This window comes from Stieleria varia, from assembly GCF_038443385.1.
Lineage (GTDB): Bacteria > Planctomycetota > Planctomycetia > Pirellulales > Pirellulaceae > Stieleria > Stieleria varia.
On the sequence record NZ_CP151726.1, the window covers coordinates 3,808,559 to 3,830,829 of the forward strand.

General features: G+C 55.6%; 11 protein-coding genes. 9 read left to right on the plus strand and 2 right to left on the minus strand.

Annotated elements, in window-relative coordinates:
• Positions 1-310: 310 nt before the first annotated feature.
• The 3 genes from hemP to Pla52nx_RS12545 all read left to right on the plus strand — a co-directional run bounded on the left by hemP (position 311) and on the right by Pla52nx_RS12545 (position 4,539).
• Entirely contained in the window at positions 311-418 is a 108-nt protein-coding gene (hemP, locus tag Pla52nx_RS12535; protein ID WP_197454327.1) for a hemin uptake protein HemP, read from the plus strand.
• Positions 415-1,227: an energy transducer TonB gene (locus tag Pla52nx_RS12540; protein ID WP_146518506.1), complete on the plus strand. Its 813-nt coding sequence runs from the start codon at positions 415-417 to the stop codon at positions 1,225-1,227. The genes hemP and Pla52nx_RS12540 overlap by 4 nt, the downstream gene beginning before the upstream one ends.
• Before the next feature lie 252 nt (positions 1,228-1,479).
• Positions 1,480-4,539 carry a WD40 repeat domain-containing serine/threonine-protein kinase gene (locus Pla52nx_RS12545; protein WP_197454294.1) on the plus strand — a complete coding sequence of 1,020 codons (3,060 nt, stop codon included), beginning with the start codon at positions 1,480-1,482 and terminating at the stop codon, positions 4,537-4,539.
• A gap of 11 nt (positions 4,540-4,550) precedes the next feature.
• On the opposite strand, the gene Pla52nx_RS12550 is transcribed toward Pla52nx_RS12545, so the two are convergent.
• Together Pla52nx_RS12550 and Pla52nx_RS12555 are read right to left on the minus strand one after the other, a co-directional pair.
• The gene (locus tag Pla52nx_RS12550; protein WP_146518504.1) at positions 4,551-6,617 is read right to left on the minus strand and encodes a catalase; all 2,067 of its coding nucleotides are present in this window, start codon (positions 6,615-6,617) and stop codon (positions 4,551-4,553) included.
• A 358-nt stretch (positions 6,618-6,975) separates the two neighbouring features.
• Complete coding sequence (locus Pla52nx_RS12555; protein ID WP_197454293.1) at positions 6,976-9,591, minus strand: carboxypeptidase-like regulatory domain-containing protein; 2,616 nt, start codon at positions 9,589-9,591, stop codon at positions 6,976-6,978.
• A gap of 706 nt (positions 9,592-10,297) precedes the next feature.
• Between Pla52nx_RS12555 and Pla52nx_RS12560 the strand changes: the two genes are divergently transcribed.
• The 6 genes from Pla52nx_RS12560 to Pla52nx_RS12585 all read left to right on the plus strand — a co-directional run bounded on the left by Pla52nx_RS12560 (position 10,298) and on the right by Pla52nx_RS12585 (position 22,178).
• Positions 10,298-12,934, plus strand: coding sequence for a c-type cytochrome (locus tag Pla52nx_RS12560; RefSeq protein ID WP_231741725.1), 2,637 nt, complete (start codon positions 10,298-10,300; stop codon positions 12,932-12,934).
• Between the two features lie 997 nt (positions 12,935-13,931).
• Positions 13,932-15,443: a Gfo/Idh/MocA family protein gene (locus Pla52nx_RS12565; protein ID WP_146518502.1), complete on the plus strand. Its 1,512-nt coding sequence runs from the start codon at positions 13,932-13,934 to the stop codon at positions 15,441-15,443.
• A 98-nt stretch (positions 15,444-15,541) separates the two neighbouring features.
• Positions 15,542-16,432, plus strand: a complete 891-nt coding sequence (locus Pla52nx_RS12570; RefSeq protein WP_146518501.1) for a sugar phosphate isomerase/epimerase family protein — start codon at positions 15,542-15,544, stop codon at positions 16,430-16,432.
• A 244-nt stretch (positions 16,433-16,676) separates the two neighbouring features.
• Complete coding sequence (locus Pla52nx_RS12575; RefSeq protein WP_231741724.1) at positions 16,677-18,662, plus strand: DUF1592 domain-containing protein; 1,986 nt, start codon at positions 16,677-16,679, stop codon at positions 18,660-18,662.
• Complete coding sequence (locus Pla52nx_RS12580; RefSeq protein ID WP_146518499.1) at positions 18,659-20,011, plus strand: DUF1552 domain-containing protein; 1,353 nt, start codon at positions 18,659-18,661, stop codon at positions 20,009-20,011. The genes Pla52nx_RS12575 and Pla52nx_RS12580 overlap by 4 nt, the downstream gene beginning before the upstream one ends.
• 148 nt (positions 20,012-20,159) lie before the next feature.
• Positions 20,160-22,178 (plus strand): PAS domain-containing sensor histidine kinase, encoded by a 2,019-nt coding sequence (locus tag Pla52nx_RS12585; protein WP_231741748.1) that lies wholly within the window; start codon positions 20,160-20,162, stop codon positions 22,176-22,178.
• The last annotated feature ends 93 nt before the right edge of the window (positions 22,179-22,271 follow it).

A 22,271-nucleotide genomic window follows, 5' to 3' on the forward strand; every position in this document is an offset into this window, starting at 1 on the left:
CGTGTGTCTTGATCGAACTATCTGGTTAGTTCGGGAAAATCCGCCAGATCGCTTGATCGGGCATAACCGTGCCCGCAAAGTCACCGTAGTCAGGTCAACCGGGGCGCGAGACACAATTTCGGGTGGCGGAAATCCCGTCTGCGGTGGCGGTTCCTTCGCCATGCCGGGCGTGTCGATCTCAAAAACGTTGGCTTTTTCGTATGGCACACGTTTTGCGTAGCGCGCTGGTATGAAAGAGCCCGATCCAGCACCTGAGCGAGAACCTGACGTTGAGCCCGCTCGTCAAAGCGACTTGCGTCCACTGGTTTTGATGTCCGATGATCTATTCCAGGGGCGATCCGAGATCTGGATCAACCATCAAGGGGCTATGTACCGTCTGCGCCGAACAGGATCGGGAAAGATGCTGCTGAGCAAGTGAGCCAATCATCGCTGGTGAAACGTTCGACGGGCGTTTCAATTGTTCTGCATGCTGCCGTTCTCGTTGCATTGTGCCGCGTCCATCTCTCGACGGTCGATCCGTTCGCCAGCCAAGGTGAGCGTCAAGTTGTGTCTGTCGAACTATCGGCCGCTGATGCAAGTTCGCAATCCACGTTCCAACCGATGGTGGAGATGGACGCGATTGAGCTGGAAATGCCAGAAGCAGACATGCCGGACAGGACGATGCCGGACGCAACCATGCCCGAACCATTGGAATCTCAATCCTTGCAGCCCAGGCCGCTGGAGCAGGTGTCAGTCGAGCGGCAACCATTGCAGGTTGAGTTGCCACCACCCGACGGCCTGCTGTCACAAACGAGCGATGCACCAGACGTCTCTGAACCTCCACCGGCGACTGCCAATCGGCAACCCGAATCGATGCCAGAGATCGCAGACAAGCCATCGACCCGCCCCAAACGTTCGTCACCGCACAGCGTGGCCCAAGCAATCATGACTCCGGTGCTGGAGACAACGGCGGGCCTGTCGGAAACAGCCGTCGAATTCACCTTCAATCCGCCGCCCAAGTATCCGATCGATGCAATGGCTCGGCGTATCGAAGGCATCGTGACATTAAAGCTATACATAAATGTACAGGGAAAGGTCGCGCAGGTCGAAGTCCAAAAGACCAGCGGTCATGCTTCGTTGGACCAAGCGGCAGCGGCAGCCGTTTCGCGATGGAGTGGTAAACCGGCGACGCGTTTCGGTCGACCGGTACCGTCGGAGGAAGTCTTGCCGGTCCGCTTTCGGCTTTGACTCACTCGTCTTGCCCCCACATTGCGTGTGCTGTGCCTGTTTGTTTGTGCAGTCAGTGGTATCGCGAACCCCCGCATGTCACAATGAAACCACACCCGTCATGGGATTCGCCAGAATTCCCCCACACAATGGATTTCCAACGAAATCCAACCTGCCAACAAATGGTGGCTCGTTCCATACGTCCAACGCGAGCAATATCCAGAGATGGTTCGTCTGTGTCCCAAATGCGACTCGCCGCTTCGGCCCTCCACGATGGTCGAAGATTTCTCGCTGGCGGACGAGGAGCAGTGGTGTGATCAGTGTGGACCGGTGCGATACGAACGCGCTGAGGTCGAGAATACGACGTCGGTTCAGACCAAGCCTCGTAGCACACCGATTTCTTCACCGAGCGATTCCCTGCGTCACGCACCTGACGGCAAGAGCATCGCCCACTTTGCGTTAAAACAAAAAATCGGCAGCGGCGGATTCGGCGCGGTTTGGCTTGCCCACGATTTGAATCTGGATCGCCAAGTCGCACTCAAGCTGCCCAAACGCAGCAGCGCCGACAGTTCGTTGTTGCATGAGGCACGTACTGCGGCCAAGCTGCACCACCCCAACATCGTCATGGTTCACGAAGTCGGGATTGCGGATGAACAGATCTACATCGCCAGCGAGTACATCGACGGCGTGACATTGCGCGGGGAAATGGACCAACAACGGCTCGCCATCGAGCGCACCGTTGATGTTTTGATTCAGATCTGCAGCGCGACCTCGCACGCTCATTCCCACGGCGTGATTCACCGCGACTTGAAACCGACCAATGTGATGATCGATTCGGCGGGCAAACCGTTCGTCACGGACTTTGGGATCGCCAAGCAGTTGTCGGCCGAAGAATCGATTTCGGCTGAGGGGGCCGTGGTCGGAACGTTCAGCTACATGTCGCCCGAACAGGCAATGGGCAAGACTCGCGAGACCGATGCGCGCAGCGACATCTATGCTCTTGGTGTGATTCTCTTTGAAATGCTGACCGACTACCGGCCGTTTCGAGGAAATGTCGACGCGATCATTCGGCAAAAAATCAACGATGAGCCACCATCGCCACGTCGATTGGTCGAGTCGATCCCTGCTGATTTGGAAACGATCTGTCTGAAGTGTTTGGAACGCGAGCCTGGTGCCCGATACCAAAGCGCCGCAGAGTTGTCTGACGAACTCAGTCGATTTCAGCAAGGCGTTCCGATTCTGGCTCGGCCGATCACGCGTCTTGAAAAGGGGTGGCGATGGTGTCGTCGCCAGCCACTCATTGCAGGATTGGTCGCGACCATTTTTCTCTCTTTTGCGATTGGCTTGTTTGGAACCAGCTACTACGGGTTGCAGGCATCACGCAACGCCGACGAACTCAGAGACGCACTTTATAATGCCGAGATCAACCTGATCGGCACGCGTTGGACCAACGGGGACTTGGCGGGGATGCGAGACGCGATGGCGACGCTGGACCATGCGCGAGATGGCTCACGCGGCAACGACTTTGCGTACAAATTCTTTGCAACCTCCTTGCGTCCTCTCCGGCAAATCATCAACCACGGCGAAGCCGTCACGGACGTGGCCCTGTCATCGGACGCGAAACTGATCGCTTCCGTCGGCCATGACAACTCGATTCGAGTATGGGATTCCACGAGCGGTCAGTTGGTCCGCACGCTGCCCTTGTCCGCGGGCAGAGTCATGTCGATCGATTTTGCCTTGGACGACACCCGGTTGATGACGGCACACACGGATGGTCGGATCAGAATTTGGAATCCGAATCAGCATGAGCGGATCGTGGCGGAACTGGAACACGGCGCCGGATTGATTCACGCCAGTTTTGCAAAAGGAGGGCGAGTGGTTTCTGTCGACCGGCAAGGTGCGATCAAAGTCTGGGATATCCAGTCAAGAGAAACCACGGCTGAACTGAGTGAGGCCGATGGCCGAGTGATTGCGGCACGCTACGATCCAAACATGCATCGTTTGGCACTTGCTCGAATCAACGGTTCCATCTCGGTCTACGACTTGCAGGACGCCAACCGTCGTTGGGAACTGCCGCGTGTCCGCGATGTTCTGTGCATGGCGTTTGGTGGATTGGATCGCTTGTTTGTAGGCAGCCAAGTGTCCAGTTGGTCGGCGTTTTCGATCGAGTCGGGCGAGTTGTTGCACAGTGTCGTTGGGACTGGTGCGATCGGCGACGTGGAATGGGTCGCCGATGGCGATCAGTTTGTCACCGCTTCATCAGACCAGACGACCTGTTTTTACGATGCAAATTTTGCGGTGCACAATCAATTCAGCACACACGCCAGAACGTTTGGTGTTTTGGCTCAATCGGCGGACTCTCAAGTGCTGGCGGTGGGCAGCGCCGATGGAACCGTCAAACTGTTGGAATTGCAGCAGTGCAAACAGCCAGCCGTCGTTTGGCGCGAAACCAACTTGCGAGACGTTCAATTCGTGGATTCTCAGCATGTGGTGACCTCGGGAGCCGATGGCGGGGTGCAACTCTGGGACGTCGATACCGGTGAGTCGTCCGAGTTGCGCGCCGCCACGGCAGTTCCTGCGATGTCTCTGATCATTGGAGAACACCAGGTTTGGGTTGCGGGAACACCTCCACGAATCGATCGTTTGCCCCTGAACCGTCCAGAATCAGACCTCGCAGAATCATCCGGTTCAGAATCAGAGGATGCAGCCATTCGAATCGCCAACGCCGGCTCGGTGGTCTTGGCCAAATCGCCCGATGGTCTACGCTTCGCCGTCGGGGCAAGAAACGGAGCGGTGCGTGTTGCCTGGATTGCTGAGCCCGAAACCGTGCTTTGGGAGTCGAATCCCTCAGACAAAACAACTCACGACGTTTGTTTCCGTGGAGACCAAGCGATCGTGATTGCATATTCGGGCAACACATTAGTGCAGGTTGACTTGGCACCGGACACGATCGGTGACCAGGTCACGATCAACCTGAACGAAGCTCCCACGGCGCTGGCTTACTCCGACGCGACCCATTGCTTGGCGGTCGGTACACAAACCGGCGAAATCCACCTGTTCCAGCGGGACCAGACGCAGCCGGCACGCACGATCAAGTGTCACGGCAGTCGGATCAATGCACTGGAGTTCTTCCCCGACGGGCGGCAGTTGGCCAGTGGTGGTCGCGAACGGCATTTGTACATTTGGGATGTCGCGTCGGGAACACGAATGGCAAAACTATGGGGCCACCGACGTCAGATCTTTGGGTTGGACATTTCGCCAAACGGCGAAATGGTTGCCACCGTGGGGCTCGACGGCGATCTGCGTTTTTGGCGCGGTGAAATCGGCGATTGACCTGAATTCTTCTACGCCTCTCGATCCCAAATGCGATGTTTCTTGGCGGCTGAGAGGAACGCTTTGAAATCTCCACCACCGATGGCCACCAAGCCTTCGTCAGCGTCTGTCTTGACCGACGCTTTCTGGAACATCTTCATCGATGCTTCGTTAAACCCGATGACTTTCAGGTGACTGAACGCATCCCGTATCCAGTCGATCGCGGCGGCTTGGGACTCTAATGTCTCCGAGTGTTCGGGTGAAGGTGCGACAACGACGCAGTCAAACAATACCGAGGGAGTTCCGTCCAGGAAGTGATCTGGAACGATTTCTTTGCCCCTGCTGGTCTTGATAGGCCCCGCCTTGGGGGCGATGACTTCCATCATCGCCGACTCATCTTTTGCGAGCTTGACGAGTGAGTTGTAGATCGACGCATCTACACCATCTGTCGTCAGCAAACCGATTTTCTTGCCCGCCAACGATTTTGGTGCGGTGCTGTACTGGGAGAGCGGAGGTGACGGTTGCGGATCACCGACCGGCACTCTCGGCTTGATCTTATCTGCCGTCCCGCTCATCCCCAGCGAATCGGCAACCTGACGTGCCAATTCGCTGTCGACGTTATTCAGATGACCGAGCATCCGAGTGCGAATTTTCAATTGATCGCACTTGCCCAACTCGAATGCAAAGCCACCAACGATGTGTCGCTTTTCGGGTTCCGTCATCGATACCCAAAACAATCTTGCTTGTGTGTAATGATCCGCGAAGCTTTCGGGACGAATGCGAAGCTTTTGCCCGGCTTCTTCGGCTGGGTAGCTTGTGAATCCTGTTTTGGGATCCTCCCGCGGCGTGCCGTTGTCGAGTGAGTTGGGTTCATTGGCGACATTTCCCGTAGGAATGTCCATCTGCATGTGTCCGTCGCGTTGGAAGTTCGCGAACGGGCACTTCGGTTTGTTGACCGGTATTTGATGAAAGTTTGGGCTGCCCAAGCGTGAGAGTTGGGTGTCGAGGTACGAGAATAATCGGCCTTGCAAGAGCGGATCATTGGAGAAATCGATCCCGGGGACGACGTGCGATGGACAGAATGCGACCTGCTCGGTCTCCGCAAAGAAGTTGTCGACATTTCGATTGAGCACCATCTTGCCGATCGGCGTTAGCGGTACCAGTTCTTCGGGGATCAGCTTTGTCGGGTCCAGAACGTCAAAGTCAAACTCGTTGGCTTGCTCCTGCGTGAACGCTTGCACCGACAACTCCCATTCTGGAAAATCCCCGGCGTTGATCGCGTTCCAAAAGTCGCGACGATGGAAGTCAGGATCTGCACCATTGATCTTCACCGCCTCTGGCCAGATCACAGAGAATGTACCGAGCTTGGGTCGCCAGTGAAATTTGACAAACTTTGACTCTCCCCTGGCGTTGATCATCCGGAAAGTGTGTACTCCAAATCCTTCCATCATGCGAAACGATCGCGGTAACGCACGATCTGACATGATCCACATCAGCATGTGCATGCTCTCGGAGTTCAGAGAGACAAAATCCCAGAAGGTATTGTGAGCCGACTGAGCTTGCGGAAAAGCACGATCGGGTTCGGGTTTCACGCTGTGAATCAGATCGGGAAATTTGATCGCATCCTGTATGAAGAACACGGGGATGTTGTTGCCGACGAGGTCGTAATTACCCGCTGTTGTGTAGAACTTCACCGAGAAACCACGAACGTCGCGAGCGAGGTCAGGCGAACCGGCGCTTCCGGCGACCGTCGAGAATCGGCAGAAAACCGGTGTCTGAACGCTCGGGTCTTGCAAGAAGTCGGCTTTGGTGAGTTTGGAGTTGCCCTTGTACGCCTGGAAGTAACCGTGGGCCGCGTATCCGCGAGCGTGGACGACGCGTTCTGGGATTCGCTCGTGATCAAAGTGCGTGATTTTCTCACGCAGAATGAAGTCTTCCAGCAGTTGCGGGCCGCGAGGTCCGATGGCGAGCGTGTTTTGGTCATCAGAGACCACGACGCCCTGATTGGTCGTTAGTTTGTTTGCTGAAGATGTGGTTTGATGCAGTTCGTCACCATTACCCTTGTGAGAGCCGTTCGCGGGTGCCTTCTTCTTTGCCATTTTGGACCTTGCTTGAGTTGGTGCTACTGTTTTTGTTTTCTAGGAGGACCGCGATTCCACTGGAACCTGTCATGTGAAATCCGGACGACCACCCTGGTTGCATAGCGACCAGCGCAGACGTGTCAGTGGAGTACATGCGATCTCGTCGCCGATCGACTCAGTTGATGTCGATGGTCGAGGCTGTCCAGCAAAGCCTGTGCCGCGTCCCAGTCGGGACGTCGAAGGAAGGGACGCTCTGATCGGATAGGGACGCTCTGATCGGATAGAGACGGCGTGGGATTCGCCTGAATTCCTAATGTGAAACGTCCATTGTGAATGGAGTTCTGGCGAATCCCACAACCTGCAAGGCTGTTGTTACCTACTCCACAGGGATCAGCAACTCACGGCTGAAGCGGCGTCCGTGGTGAAAGCCGACGGGGAGCAGTTCGGCATCTTCGTTTCGCACAGCACGGTTTTGCTGGTTGAAATATTCCCGCACCTCCACTCCCACGTGCAGCAAGAACGGGATTCCTTCGCCGGTGATGACCAGGAAAACGCCTTTCGATTTTGCGGGCGGGGCGTCGGATGTTGGCGTCAGTGTTTCAGCAGTTGGTTTGGAAATGGATTGCAGGTGTTCAAGAGACAAGACCGCCGGCGGTTCTCTCCAGTGTTCGGCCGGCAATTCAAAGGCGGTCGCGTTGATGGTGCGTATGGTGTAGTACGGCGGCCCCGAATCCGGTTTGGCTTCGATCCCCATCAGATCGAAACCTTCGTCACGCGCCCACGCATCGATCTCGTCTTGGAGAGACTCGGCATTGCGAAATCGCTCGGGTAATTTTGCCATACGTCCCGTCTCCAGGTCGATGAAGTTGGGGGCATGTTCGCCGCGTTCGCTTGGAGGGCCGATGATCATGCCAGATTGAGTTGCTGTTAAACGCAATGGTGCATCGGGGGCAATGGTCTGGTCATCAATGGATTCAAGTTCGATGATTGGTATCTCCCGCGTCCAGTGGTCGATCTTGTCGCTCTCTGGCAACTCATTCCACCAAGTCGCCCAGTGGTTGGCGGTGCGTTGAAACAGTTGCAGCTTTCGCCGGCGAATGGATTCCGGTTCGTCACCGTTCCACTCACAGAAGTTGATCTCGTTCTGTCCGAAGTCCTGTCCTGTGAGTGATTCTAATGCGCCAAACACTTCACGCAGGGGACGACCGAAGCCGTATTCTCCGGGTTCATCCGTCTTGTCCAAGTCGTGTTTTTGCGCAAACGCGATCAGTTCAGGAGTCGTTTCTCTCAGCCCCATGTCGGAGCCTGAGAAGCGAACGGTTTTCGGGATGGCCTCGATCAAAGCTGGGACGGCGCGTTGGTCACCGATGGCGCGTAACAGAAACGCGATGCAGCGAATGGTCATGTGGTCATCCGCGGACTTGAGCTGATCGGTCAAGACGGGCACTGCGTCTTCGCCGAGTTCCGCCAGTTGGCACATCGTCAGCAGCCACGGCGTTTGGAAACGGGTCTCGCGGTTGGCGCACTGCCATTTCAGTTGTTCAAAAAGCTCCGTCGCCATTGTCGTTCGCTGCGGCACCGTCGCTTGGTCGAGCTTTATCTTAAAAGCATTGCGAGCTTGTTCCAGTTTGGCCCGTGCCATCGCCTCGTCGTTCGCTTGCATGCCCGCTAATCCGGGACGACGCGCCGCTGGCTTTGGCTCATGTTTCCCTGGGACCAGCATCACATGCGTCTCCTCGCCGTCTTTGACCGTTACGTTCGCCGATGCGATCCCGTTGGTCGCGTGGATGTGATGGGTTCCCGGTGGGACGTGCAATCGAAACGAGCCATCGGCTTGTACCGGAGCGGGAGCGGTTGATTTGGACGGCGAGGAATTCGCTCCGAGGACGGCGATCCGCAAACCGGCCGGAATCTCATCTCGCGTGGCGATAGCGCCGTTGATGTATCCGCCTTTGACCATCACGAGATCAAACGAGTCTCGTGTCGTGTTGCCCAACACAGGAAGCGTTTGGCTTGACTGCAGCATGCGTTCCGCCATGGACACGCTGAATTCATACATGCCTTCGGCGAGCGTCAAGCGGTAGTGTCCCTGGTCGTCTGTGCTGGTTTTGGTCGTCAGTCGGGATTCGGCCTCGAAGGCAGTCACCAAAACATTCGCCACGGGCATATTGGTGACACGATCGATGACTTTGCCGCTAACGATCCCCGTGGGTGGCAACTTGATCCTCAAAACTTGAGGAACCGAGGAATACTTGTGATGCGAGCTGCCATGATCGGGATGCTCGACAATGAGATGGCTCCATGCTCCGCGTTGGCCTTCCCAAGCGGACAGTCCGGTCAATTTGAACTTTCCTGTTGGGTCTGACGTCGCTGACATGATTCCAAGATCCTTAGGAAGTCCGACCGGGCGGCTGATCGTGGCGCCGGACACCGGCTTGCCATTGTCATCCAGGATCACGCCGACCAGCATGCTGGCAGCTTTGAGCATCAACTCGCTCTGTGAGATCTCCGCGTATGGACGATACTGACGGACCATCGTTGCATGCGTAGGCGCAGTGGCCACGATCGACCAGTATCCATCGGCCATGAACTCGACAACGGTTTCCGGATCACTGGGGTCAGGCTGGACCCATTCGTAGCGGCCGTCCGATTCACAAGTCAAATCGGCGATGACATGGGCGATGTCGTGATGGTGAGAATGATACAGGAATCTAACCCTCGCATTCGCGACGGGGTGTCCCGCTTCGTCGACACAGTGCCCGGAGAATCTCAACAATGTCGGCTCGCTATCCGGCTTGCTCGCAGTCTCAGGCGAGGACGATTGTGCCACAGTGGGCGACTGTAACATCAGCCCAACGGTGAGAAACAAGCCCAGCCAAATCGGTTCAATTCTGAGTATGTTTCGCCAAGTTTGCTCGAGCCAAGGCAGCCTGCCCAAGCGTCGCTGTCGTGTCGGAGCTTGGCTGGTAGGTTGATTCGTAGACTGATTCATTGGCATTCCCTCCTGAGGCACATCTCATCTTAGCCGATTCGCGAGAATGGCTCGGTCTTTTGACGGTTTTGTTCCCCATGCCCCACTGCCGGCGCAGTTGCTGGCCCCAGTGAGCCTCAGGCGCTAGCCGTGGGCCTGAGGCGGATTGTGGTGCCGGCCCACGGCTAGCGCCTGAGGCTCACTTTGATCGCGATGCATGGAACGAAAACATGGACTGAAAAAACAATGTCAACCCCAAACTTTGAGCAGTCCAGCCTTAGGGTGGACTGCTCAAAGTTTGGGGTTGTGGCATTTTGGGTTTGCGCAAGTTTATGTCCCCACTGCCGGCGCAGCTGGTGGCCCCAGTGAGCCTCAGACGCTAGCCGTGGGCCTGAGGCGGATTGTGGTGCCGGCCCACGGCTAGCGCCTGAGGCTCACTTTGATTGCGATGCATGGAACGAAAACATGGACTGAAAAAACAATGCCGCAACACCAAACTTTGAGTAGTCCGGGCTAACGCCTCGCGTCTCACTCAATCAGCAGTCTCAATCGGGCTCGGGGGGCGTCTCGGCTGCGCTCGCGGAATCGACTTTCGCCGAAAAAATCAGGTGCTGCGGCGGAGCCCGCGGAATTCGTTTGATACAATACGATCCACCGCCCACCTTGCCGGAGCGATGTCGCTCCCAAATCCCCACCTGTCACACTATTTCTCAAAATTTCGCACCTCATGAAGAAGCCCCGTATCAGTTGGTTGCCTCATTGCGTGGCAGCCATGTTCTCACTTGCAGTCTGTTTCATTCTCATTTCCCAATCGGTTGTCGCCCAGGACGCGAAACCGGCTCCGGCCAAGAAAAAACGGCAAGCGGAAGTCGGTCCCGCAATCGGCGGGAACACGGCGACGCCGATTGACCGGATCAAAGCCGCCGACGGATTTCAAGTCGAGTTGCTTTACTCTGTTCCTGGTACCGAGCAGGGATCGTGGGTCAACCTGTGCACGGACGACAAAGGCCGCTTGCTGGTCAGTGATCAATTCGGCGGTCTGTACCGCATCACTCCGCCGCCGGTCGGGACCCCCGTCGATGAGACGATGATCGAGGAAGTGCCCGCAAAGATCCGCGCGGTCAACGGAATGGTCTGGGCTTTTGGTGCCCTGTACGTCGGCGTCAATGACTATGAGCAAAAGATTGACTCGGGGCTCTATCGCATCACCGACAGCGACGGCGACGATCAACTGGACAAAGTGGAATTGCTCCACGCGATCAAATCACGCAGCGACCACGGCGTCCACGCTTTGATGCCCACGCCGGATGGCAAAGCGTTGTATCTCGTGACGGGAAACAATGCGACCGCGCCAGAACTGGCCGACAGTTCTCCGGTTCGTCAGGTATGGGGCGAAGACCACTTGTTGCCCAGCATGCCAGACGGACGTGGACACAACCGTGGCGTGCTCGCACCCGGAGGAATCATCTATCGCGTCTCGCCCGATGGCGAAAAGTTCGAAGCCTTTGCTTCAGGCTTTCGCAACGTTTTTGACGCCGCAGTCAATCACGACGGCGAACTGTTCACCTACGACGCCGACATGGAGTACGACTTCAACACGCCATGGTACCGACCGACACGCATTTGTCATGTCACCAGTGGCGCTGAGTTTGGGTGGCGCAACGGTGCGGGCAAACGGATGCCGTTCTACGAAGACAACATGCCGGGGATCTTGGACATCGGTCCCGGTTCGCCCACCGGCGTGACGTTCGGTTACGGAGCAAAGTTTCCCGCGAAGTATCAGAACGCTCTGTACGCGTTGGACTGGAGCTGGGGAAAGCTCTACGCGGTGCACCTGGAGCCCAGTGGTTCTAGCTACACGGCAACCAAAGAAGAATTTGTGACCGGCGCTCCGTTGCCGATCACCGACGCGATCATTCGCCCCCAAGACGGCGCGATGTATTTCACGATCGGTGGTCGACGTGTTCAGTCCGGTTTGTATCGCGTGACGTATGTGGGTGATCAATCGACCGATCCGGCACCTCCAGTGCCGAACAACAATCCAGCTGTGGAAATGCGTCGGATGCTGGAAGCCTTTCATGGCAAGCAGGATCCTGCCGCGATTGCTGCCGCCTGGCCACACTTGGCAGACGAAGATCGCTTCATTCGTTTCGCCGCTCGGACCGCGATCGAGCATCAGCCGGCTGAGACTTGGACTGAGAAAGCGTTGTCCGAATCTGATCCCGCAAAACAAGCGGAAGCGTTGCTCGCTCTGGCTCGGGTGACCGGCGTTTGTCCGCAGCACCGAACGGACTCAACGCCGCCGGTCGACACCGCCATGCGAGACAAGTTGCTGTCCGCCATCGCGGCGATCGATGCATCGAAGCTGGATCTGTCGGCTCAGTTGACGCTGGTACGGACCGCCCAAGTCATTTTGAATCGGTTTGGCATGCCCGATGAGGCCATGGTTCAAAAGCTGATCGCCAGTCTGGATCCGCTGTTCCCCGCCAAGACGGCCGAGATGAATTGGTTGCTGTGCGAGACCCTCGCTTACCTGCAATCACCAACCGTGGCGGCCAAAGCGATCGCGTTGATCCAATCGGCTCCGACCCAAGAAGAGCAGATGCAGTACGCTCGTTCGATTCGGATGCTGACCGCAGGTTGGACGCCGGAGTTGCACCAAGCGTATTTTGAGTGGTTCCTCAAAGCGGCCAACTACAAGGGTGGTGCAAGTTTTGACAAGTTCATCGAGTTCATTCGTAACGACGCGGTCGCTTCATTGACCGACTCGCAAAAGAACGACATGGCGGAGTTGTTGGCAAGGAAACCGGAAAAGAAGTCTGCCCTGGAGAACCTCGGCGAAATCTTTGCCGGCCGTTCCAGCACGGAGTGGCAGTTGGACGAATTGTCCGCTGCGGCCAAGGTCGGTTTGAAACATCGTGACTACGAGAACGGACGCAAGATGTTTGCGGCGACCGGTTGCTATGCTTGTCACCGATTCGGTGATCAAGGAGGCATGACGGGGCCGGACTTGACTTCCGCGGGCCGTCGGTATTCGCCCCATGACTTGCTCGATCAAGTCGTCAATCCCAGCAAAGTGATCAACGACCAGTTTTCATCCGTTCAGGTGCTGACCGATGACGGCAAGGTGTACACCGGCGTCGTGGTCAATCTCAACGGCGACTCGATGACCATCAATACCGACCTGACCGATCCCAATGAACGCGTCAATATCGACCGCAAGCAGATCGAAGAGTTGGCTGTTTCCAAGACATCGGCCATGCCGACCGGCCTGCTGAATCGGATGACCAAAGACGAGATTCTCGATTTGGTCGCGTACTTGATCAGTGGCGGCGACGAAAAACACGAGTTCTTTCAGAACTGAGTATTGATCGCCGACAGATGATGCATTCGCCACGCGGGCCTGTCATAATGACCGCAGGCGTCAGTTGTCGCCTACGGCATCGTTTAACGACAAGCCGCAGGCGTCGACGAATACGTACAAACGTTGTCGCCTGCGGCTTGGCGTTAAACAAAACTAGCCGCAGGCGTCGATGAATACGTACAGACGTTGTCGCCTACGGCATCGTTTAACGACAAGCCGAAGGCGTCGACGAATACATACAGACGTTGTCGCCTACGGCTTGGCGTTAAACAAAACAAGCCGAAGGCGTCGACGAATACATACAAACGTTGTCGCCTACGGCATCGTTTAACGACAAGCCGAAGGCGTCGACGAATACATACAGACGTTGTCGCCTGCGGCTTGGCGTTAAACAAAACAGGCCGAAGGCGTCGACGAATACGTACAGACGTTGTCGCCTACGGCATCGTTTAACGACAAGCCGAAGGCGTCGACGAATACGTACAGACGTTGTCGCCTACGGCATCGTTTAACGACAAGCCGAAGGCGTCGACGAATACGTACAGACGTTGTCGCCTACGGCATCGTTTAACGACAAGCCGAAGGCGTCGACGAATACATACAGACGTTGTCGCCTGCGGCTTGGCGTTAAACAAAACAGGCCGAAGGCGTCGACGAATACGTACAGACGTTGTCGCCTACGGCATCGTTTAACGACAAGCCGAAGGCGTCGACGAATACATACAAACGTTGTCGCCTACGGCTTGGCGTTAAACAAAACAAGCCGAAGGCGTCGACGAATACGTACAAACGTTGTCGCCTACGGCATCGTTTAACGACAAGCCGAAGGCGTCGACGAATACATACAAACGTTGTCGCCTACGGCTTGGCGTTAAACAAAACTAGCCGCAGGCGTCGACGAATACGTACAAACGTTGTCGCCTATGGCTTGGCGTTAGACGATATCGACTACACTTAATCCCCTTCATACTTCCTCCCGGTCCCACGAGTGTCCCCCATGCCCAAACTGAATCGTCGTCAATTCTCTGCCGTTGCCGCGTCCGCTTTGGTCGCCGCGTCCACACGTCGCTCAATCGCTCAGAGCCCCAACGAGCAGTTGGGCGTTTGCATCGCTGGTGTCAACAGTCGAGGTGCCGAACACATTCGTGGGTTTATGAAAGATCAACGAACGGTCATCAGCGCGATCGTCGACGTCGATAGCGAAGTCGCCAGTCGGCGAGCAAGCGAGATTGAGAATAAACAAGGAAAACGCCCCGCCGTGTTCACGGATGTGCGTCAAGCACTCGATTCCGATGGCTTCGACATCCTGACCTGCGCAACCCCCAACCACTGGCACGCTTTGATGGGTGTCTGGGCGATGCAAGCGGGCAAGGACGTGTACATCGAGAAACCGATCAGTCACAACATCCACGAAGGACGCGCGCTGGTCGAAGCAGCCAAACGCTATGGACGCATGTTCCAGACCGGAACGCAGTCACGCAGCAGTTCTGCTTGCCAAGACGCGGTGAAGTTCATTGCCGATGGCGGAATCGGTGACGTCAAGTTCGCTCGCGGGTTGTGCTACAAGCGTCGAAAGTCGATAGGCCGACTGGGCGATTATCCGATCCCACCCAATGTCGATTTCAATCTGTGGAGCGGGCCAGCGACCTATACGGACCCCAAGCTCACACGTGAAAAATTCCACTACGATTGGCACTGGCAGCGTCACTACGGCAACGGTGATTTGGGAAACCAAGGTCCTCACCAAACCGACATCGCACGTTGGGGACTGGGGCTGGATCGTCATCCCAATGCGATCCTTACCTACGGTGGCCGATTGGGTTATCAAGCCGAACGCAAAGACCCTAGCTACGTCGACGCAGGCGACACGGGGAACACTGAAGTCTCGATTTATGATTACGGTGACAAATGCATCGTCTTTGAGACTCGAGGTTTGGATGTCTCCAAGACAGCGGGTGACGAAGTCGAGCGTATGTTCGGCAAGGACCCCGGCAACAAAATCGGGGTGATTTTCTACGGCTCCGAAGGCTACGTGGCTCAGATCTCCTATGGCCACTGCCGTGCTTTTGATAAAGACATGAAAGAGATCAAGAGTTTCACCGCAAACGATGTCGGCGATGCCCACTTTGCCAATTTCATTTCCGCATGTGCCTCCCGAGATTACGGCTCGCTCAACGCAGATGCGATGACAGGTCACTTGTCCGCAGGCGTTAGCCACTTGGGCAACATTTCGTACTACCTGGGCGAAAAGAATCCCGCTTCGGCTGACGAGATCAAAGCCGCCGTGTCAAAAATCAAGAGTCTTGACGACAACGCCGCGACGCTACAACGAACCATCGAGCACTTGGAAGCCAACGGTGTGGATCTGGACAAGACGCCACTTGCCCTGGGGCCGATGCTGGAGTTTGATCCCGAGACGGAGAAGTTCACCAACAACGACGACGCAAACGCGATGTTGACCCGTGAGTATCGAAAGGGATTCGAAGTCCCCGAAGGAGCGAACGTCTGATCAAACAACGAGCAGAGAAAACGCGACGCTTCCTGACGTGGGGCAGGTTTGTAAACCTGCCCCGCTTGTTCTCATTCCCCTCACCGATTTGAGTTTCCATGAATCCCATTGATCGACGTTCGATGTTAAAGGCGTCCGTGGTGACGTCCGTGGCCGCGGCCATATCGGCCGGTCCACTGGCCACAGAGACCCTCGCTGCCAAACCTGCTGGTCCGTCGGACATGCAGTTCGGGTTGGTGACCTATCTGTGGGGCAAAGACATGGATTTGCCGACGCTGATCGATGTCTGTGAAAAATCCGGACTCAACGGCGTTGAGCTTCGTACCGAGCACAAGCACGGCGTGGAGCCGAGTCTGAACAAGGCCGAACGGGAGGATGTCAAGAAACGTTTTGCCGACAGCCCTGTCGAATTGGTGGGCTACGGTTCCAATGCCCAGTACCACGAAGCGGATCCCAAGAAGTTGCAGGCTAACATCGAGTTGACGAAACGATACGTCGAGTTGATGCACGACTGCGGCGCATCCGGCGTCAAAGTGAAGCCGAACGGACTGGTCAAAGGAGTCCCCCACGAGCAAACGATCGAGCAGATCGGGAAAGCGCTCAACGATGTCGCTGCGTTTGGTGCCGATTTCGGCCAGCAAATCCGCGTCGAGGTGCACGGCAAAGAAACCCAAGAAATCGATGTCATGAAAGCGATTTTTGACGTCGCGGATCACCCCAATGCCACCATCTGCTGGAACTCCAACGACGAAGATCTCAAGGGACCTGGTTTGGAGAAAAACTTTGAGCTGCTGAAGGGACGATTTGGAGACACGGTTCATGTCCGCGAATTGAACATTGGCGATTATCCCTACGCTAAGTTGATGCGGCTGTTCCGTCAGATGAATTACCAAGGATGGATTTTGTTGGAGGCACGCACGGATCCCAAAGACAAGATCGCCGCCTTGATCGAGCAGCGAAAGGTCTTCGAGGAAATGGTCGCAGGTTAGTGTCCCACGTACGTCAGGCTTTCTAGCCTGACATCTACAGCACGTACGTCAGGCTTTCCAGCCTGACATATACAGCGCATGTCAGGCTAGAAAGCCTGACGTACATGATCGCATGTCAGGCTAGAAAGCCTGACGTACATGTTTACAGTCACTTGTTAGATGTTGGACGAACGACATGAGGTTTATGCAAGGGTTCTGCAGCATCCTCCTTGTCTGCATCGTTCAAGTTCCGTTGCCGTCAATCATGGCCGATGACGATTCTTTGGCGTCCGTTTTTCAACGGCACTGCGTCAAATGTCACGGTGCGGACGACGACGTCCAAGGTGATGTCGATTTGACCGAACCACGCGTCGGGGACCTGGCTGAGGACTCCGAGTTGCTCAGTCAATTGATCGCGGTGCTTGATCTGAAAGAGATGCCACCCGAAGGCGAGCCGGAGTTGGCGGACGACGTGCGGCATGAGCTGATGGTGGACTTGCGCCGACAGCTTCATGCGGCGGTGGCCTCCAAGCGATCTTTTCCGGACACGCCGATCCGGCGAATGAATCGTTTTCAGTATAACAATGCAGTCATCGATCTCTTTGACCTTCGATGCATCGTGTTCACTTTGCCCGAGCGGATGATGCGGGAGCACAAGGGCTATTTCAAACCAGAGTCGGGCAAAATGGCGGAGGTGGTTTCTGTCGGCAGCCGACCGCTGGGCAAGTCACAGATGATCGAAAAACGTTTGGCGGGAGTCGCCGCGTTTCCCCAGGACTTGCGTGCCGAGCACGGCTACGACAATCGCGGCGACCATCTTTCACTTTCGCCACTGTTGATGGAAGCGTTCTTAAACCTTGGCCAGTCAATCACCCAGAGTCCAGACTTCACACCCGCCAACGTCGGCATCTGGAAATCGTTTTTCGAGCCCCCAAAGCCTGACGCTGATGTGGAAACGATCGTCCGTCAGCGTTTGGCGACTTTTTTGGAGCGTGCCTTTCGGCGTCCGGCTGCTGAGGAAACGGTCGATCGTTACACGAGCTATGTCACGCGACAATTGGAATCGGGTGTCTCTTTTATCGATGCGATGAAATCGGCCGCCGCCGCGACATTGTCCTCGCCTCGTTTCTTGTACCTTTATGACGGCTCCGGAGAGGAATCACCGGTCGCGTCAGTAGACGGCTACGACTTGGCTTCTCGTCTTTCGTTTTTTCTCTGGGGCAGTTTGCCTGATGCCGAGTTGCTGGAATTGGCATCTGCCGGGACGCTTGCCGATCCTGCCGTGTTGGAGGGGCAAGTCGAACGGATGCTGCGGGATCACAAGCTGAAAAGATTCTGTGACAGTTTCCCAACGCAATGGTTGCAGTTGGATCGAATCATTTCATCGGTCCCCGATCCAGAAAAGTTTCCCGACTTTTATTTCGCCAAGTATCGCGACAGCATGCACATGATGCTGGAGCCGTTGTTGCTATTTGAAACCGTGTTGATCGAGAACCAGCCGATCACACAATTCATCGATTCGGATTTCACGTATCGCTCCGACTTGCTCGAGAACGCCTATGGTGTACTTGCGACCGATGGTCAGCGTACCGGTAAAGGAGCTGGCGCGGTGACGGTGCTGGATTTTCGCCGTGTGCCGGTAACGGATCGTCGAAGTGGTGGGTTGATCACCAACGCAGCAGTCATGACGATGACATCGGGGCCCCTGCGGACACAACCGATCACACGAGGGGCATGGATTGCGACGGTGATATTTAACAATCCTCCGGAACCACCTCCGGCCGACGTGCCGCCACTGGATGAGAAACCAAGCGATGGCGAAGAACACCTGACGTTGCGCGAACGGCTGGCGATGCACCGCGAACGTGCGGACTGCAAAGGCTGCCATGAGCAGATCGATCCGCTCGGTTTTGCGTTGGAGAATTTCAGTCCGGTCGGGACTTGGCGTGACAAGTACGAGAACGGTCGCGAAGTCGATGTGGCGGGAACGCTCTTCCGTCGGCACGAATTCCACGACATCGCCGAGTTCAAGGATGCTATTATGACAGAAAAGGATCGGTTCACGCGAGCGTTGGCTGGGCATCTGTTGTCCTATGCCCTCGCCCGAGAACTTGGACCAAGCGATCAAATCTCCTTGGACGAAATCACGGAAAAAACGATCGCTGACCAGTATCGAATGCAGACGTTGATCAAACAGGTCGTGCTGAGTAAGTCGTTTCAAAGCAAGAGCAAAGCGAGGAGTCAACCTTGAGCTCAACATCACGTCGGACGTTCTTGAGAGGACTGGGCGGTTCCGCTTTGGCTTTGCCCTGGCTGGAAGGCATCGCGATCGCTAACGGGGCGACGACGACACCGTTGCGGATGGCTCATTTCTATGTTCCCATCGGCGTGGTCCGCCGTGGTTTCTTTCCCGGCGAAGCCGACGATGTGATTCCTAAGGGCAATCTCGGCAACGTGATGAAATCGCTGGGCAAACAGGATCCGTTTTACAGTGTCAAACCGCTGGACGAATTAACCCCGACGATGCAGCCTTTGAGTCCGCTCAAAGACAAGGTCTGTTTCATCACCGGCATGGATCGCACGTTCCAGCAGGGAACTGACGTGCATGCCCAGTGTGCCTCTTGTTACTTGAGCAGTGCGCCACCGTACACGGTCCAGGGGACGGCGTGGCCGCTGGACCGCACGTTGGATCATTTGGTTGCCGATCATGTGGGCGGCCAGACTCCGTTTCGCACCTTGGAGTTCAGTTGCAATAGCCATCGCGACAACAAGGAGTCTATCTACTTTGACAACATCTCGTGGTACGGAACGGGGCATCTTGCACCGTCGATCCGTGATCCGAGAAAGATGTATCGCCGTCTTTTCTCCACGCAAGAAATGGATCGCTATCGGGACATCACAGATCTTGTGCTGGAGGATGCCCGCTCGTTGACCAAGGATCTTGGTTACACCGATCGTCAGAAGTTCACTGAATACTTTGATTCCGTTCGAGCAATCGAAGTGCAGATGAATCGTTTGGAGTCGATGAAGAGCGAGTTGTCGCACGTGGAATTTGATGAACCGACAGAAGCCTATTTGCCCAGAGGTGAGTACATCCGATTGATGGGCGATTTGATGGTCGTTGCGTTGCAAACGGGGCTAACGAACGTGGCCACGTTCATGGTCGGACCTGAGCGTTGGGACACTCCCTACATGTTCGAGGGATTGTTCGACACGCCTCGCAGTCATCACCAGATGTCGCACAACCAGACCAAAATGATCGACGATTTGTTGAAAGTGGATCGTTTTCACATGGAGCAATACGTGTATCTGATGCAGCGGATGGATGCGATCCAAGAGTCCGATGGATCGACCTTGTTGGACAACACGCTGTTCACCTACGGATCGGGCTTGGGGGACGGTTCTACTCATCAGTACAACGATCTGCCCATCATCGTCGGTGGTGGCGGAAATCGAATCGGAGCGGGGCGGCACATCAACATGCCCGAGGGCACGCCGTTGGCGAATCTTTGGTTGACCCAAGCACGCATGATGGGCTTGTCCATCGACCGCTTTGCGGACAGTACCGGTACGATCGAGCCACTGTTGGCGAACCGTTGATCTATCCGCAGACTGCTTGAAGGCCTATTCGCCCAAACACCTTGAACGAAACCAGTTATTGAAACTCTACTCAATCACGGGAATAATTCGGGCTCGGCACGCGAACCAACAACAATGAGTCTTGAGAGAGAAAGCATCAGTGTCATCGATGAATGCGGCGGGGCGTAGCGAGATAGCTCGGTTGTCCCAGCGGGATGAAGTCTCCCGATTGAAGGATGAGCTTGACCTCGCTCAACGGCGATTGGAGGTTTTGACGACAGGCATTCGAGATGCTGTGGTTTGGGTTGATGGGGAGGGCGATATTCTTGGATGTAGCGTCCAAGCCGAGAAGCTGTTGGGGTGGTCTGAGGTTGAGTTGTCGGGGCGCTCATTCGCGCGGCACTTGATCTCGCCTGAGCACCGTTCCTGGCACCTCGCCACCCTGGCAACCTTTCGACAAACAGGCGATCACACGCTGCTGTACAGACGATTTCGACGCGTTTTGCTTCATCGTGACGGCAGTCGGCGGCTGGTTGAACTGAGAATCTTGCCGGTGGAGATCGACGGGGAACACGAATTCACTGTGTTGCTCCATGATTCTGCGAGGCAGGCCAAAAGACAAACGGCAACGTCGAATCTCGGCTCCCAGCTCTCGGACGTCGTGCACTCCATTTACGAAGGAATCTTTAGTCTGGACGTCCATGGGGTCTGCACCTTTGCCAACACGGCTTGCGTGCGACTGCTTGGGTATCAGTCACCGAGTGAGTTGATCGGTAGGAAGTTGCATGACATCATTCACTATTGCCGAGCCGACGGGAGCAATTACCCCGAGTCAGAATGTCTGATTCATGAAACATCACGCTCAGGGATCGGCGTCCATGTTACCGACGAAGTGTTTTTTCGTCGCTGCGGAGCTGCGTTACCTGTCGAATATTGGGCCTATCCAGTGAACTCCGCTGGTGAACTGGGGGGGACAGTTGTTTCGTTCGTTGATATCACGGAGCGAAAAGGATTAGAGCAAAGGCAAGAGAACGAGAACGCACATCTGGAGGAGATGGTCAGTCAATGGTCTGTCGACTTGGCTGCCACACAGTATCGTTTGGAACTAGCCATGCATGGAGGCAATGTGGGACTTTGGGATTGGAACAATGAGACCAACGAAGTCTTCTATTCTGATTCGTACAAGAAGCAACTCGGATACCCACCCACGGCGAATTGGAGTCATTTCGACGATTGGGTCGAGGCGCTGCACCCGGATGACAAGGAGGGGGCGTTTCAAACGATCGAAGAATATTATCGCAGGAAATCAGGCGAGTATGTTTCCGTCTTTCGGATGAAAGCCCGCGACGGATCCTACCGTTGGCTGTTGGCGCGGGGGAAAGGCCAGTTCGATATCGACGGCAAGCCGCTACGAATGCTCGGCGTTCACGTTGACATCACGCAAGAGAAACAGGACGAACAAGAGTTGCAGCGGCTCAATATCGCCTTGGAAGCAGCCAACAACGAATTGCAGAATCGAAACATCGCCTTGCAGCAGTTTGCTTTTGTCGCTTCACATGACTTGCAGACTCCGCTGAGAGCCATTGTCGGCTTCGCCCAGTTCTTGCAAGACGATTACCGGGGCAGGCTGGATGACACGGCCGATGACTACATTGAACGGATTGTCGGTGGCGCTACACGGATGCAGGCGATGATTCACGATCTGCTGGAGTATTCTCGTTTGGAACGCCAGGAGTTGTCGTTCCAATCGGTCGAGATGGAGAACGTCGTTGACGATGCCATCGAATTATTGCAAACAGCGATTCAGGAATCCGGTGGTTCGGTGACACACAGTGACCTGCCGGTGATTCAGGGTGACAGGCGACAAATGGTGCAATTGATGCAAAATGTGCTGGGAAACTCGCTGAAGTACTGTGCAGAATCGCCGAAAGTGCATGTTGCTGCGGAGCTTCAAAATGGCGAGTGGTTGTTTTCGATTCAAGACAACGGAATCGGAATCCCGGAGAATCAGTTTGAAAAGATCTTTGACATCTTTCAGCGGCTGCATTCTCGCGAGCAGTATCCAGGCACCGGGATCGGGCTGGCCGTCTGCAAACAGATCCTCGCAGGTCACCAAGGAAAGATTTGGGTTGATTCAACGCTAGGCAAGGGCAGTACGTTTTATTTCACACTGCCCGAGTCATCCTGACTTCAGTTGTCGAGCGAGGGAGCGGTTGAATCGAATCGTCTGTCCATACCGGTCGTTCGGTCGTGCCGGTTGAGTTCGGCGAGTTTAGCGATC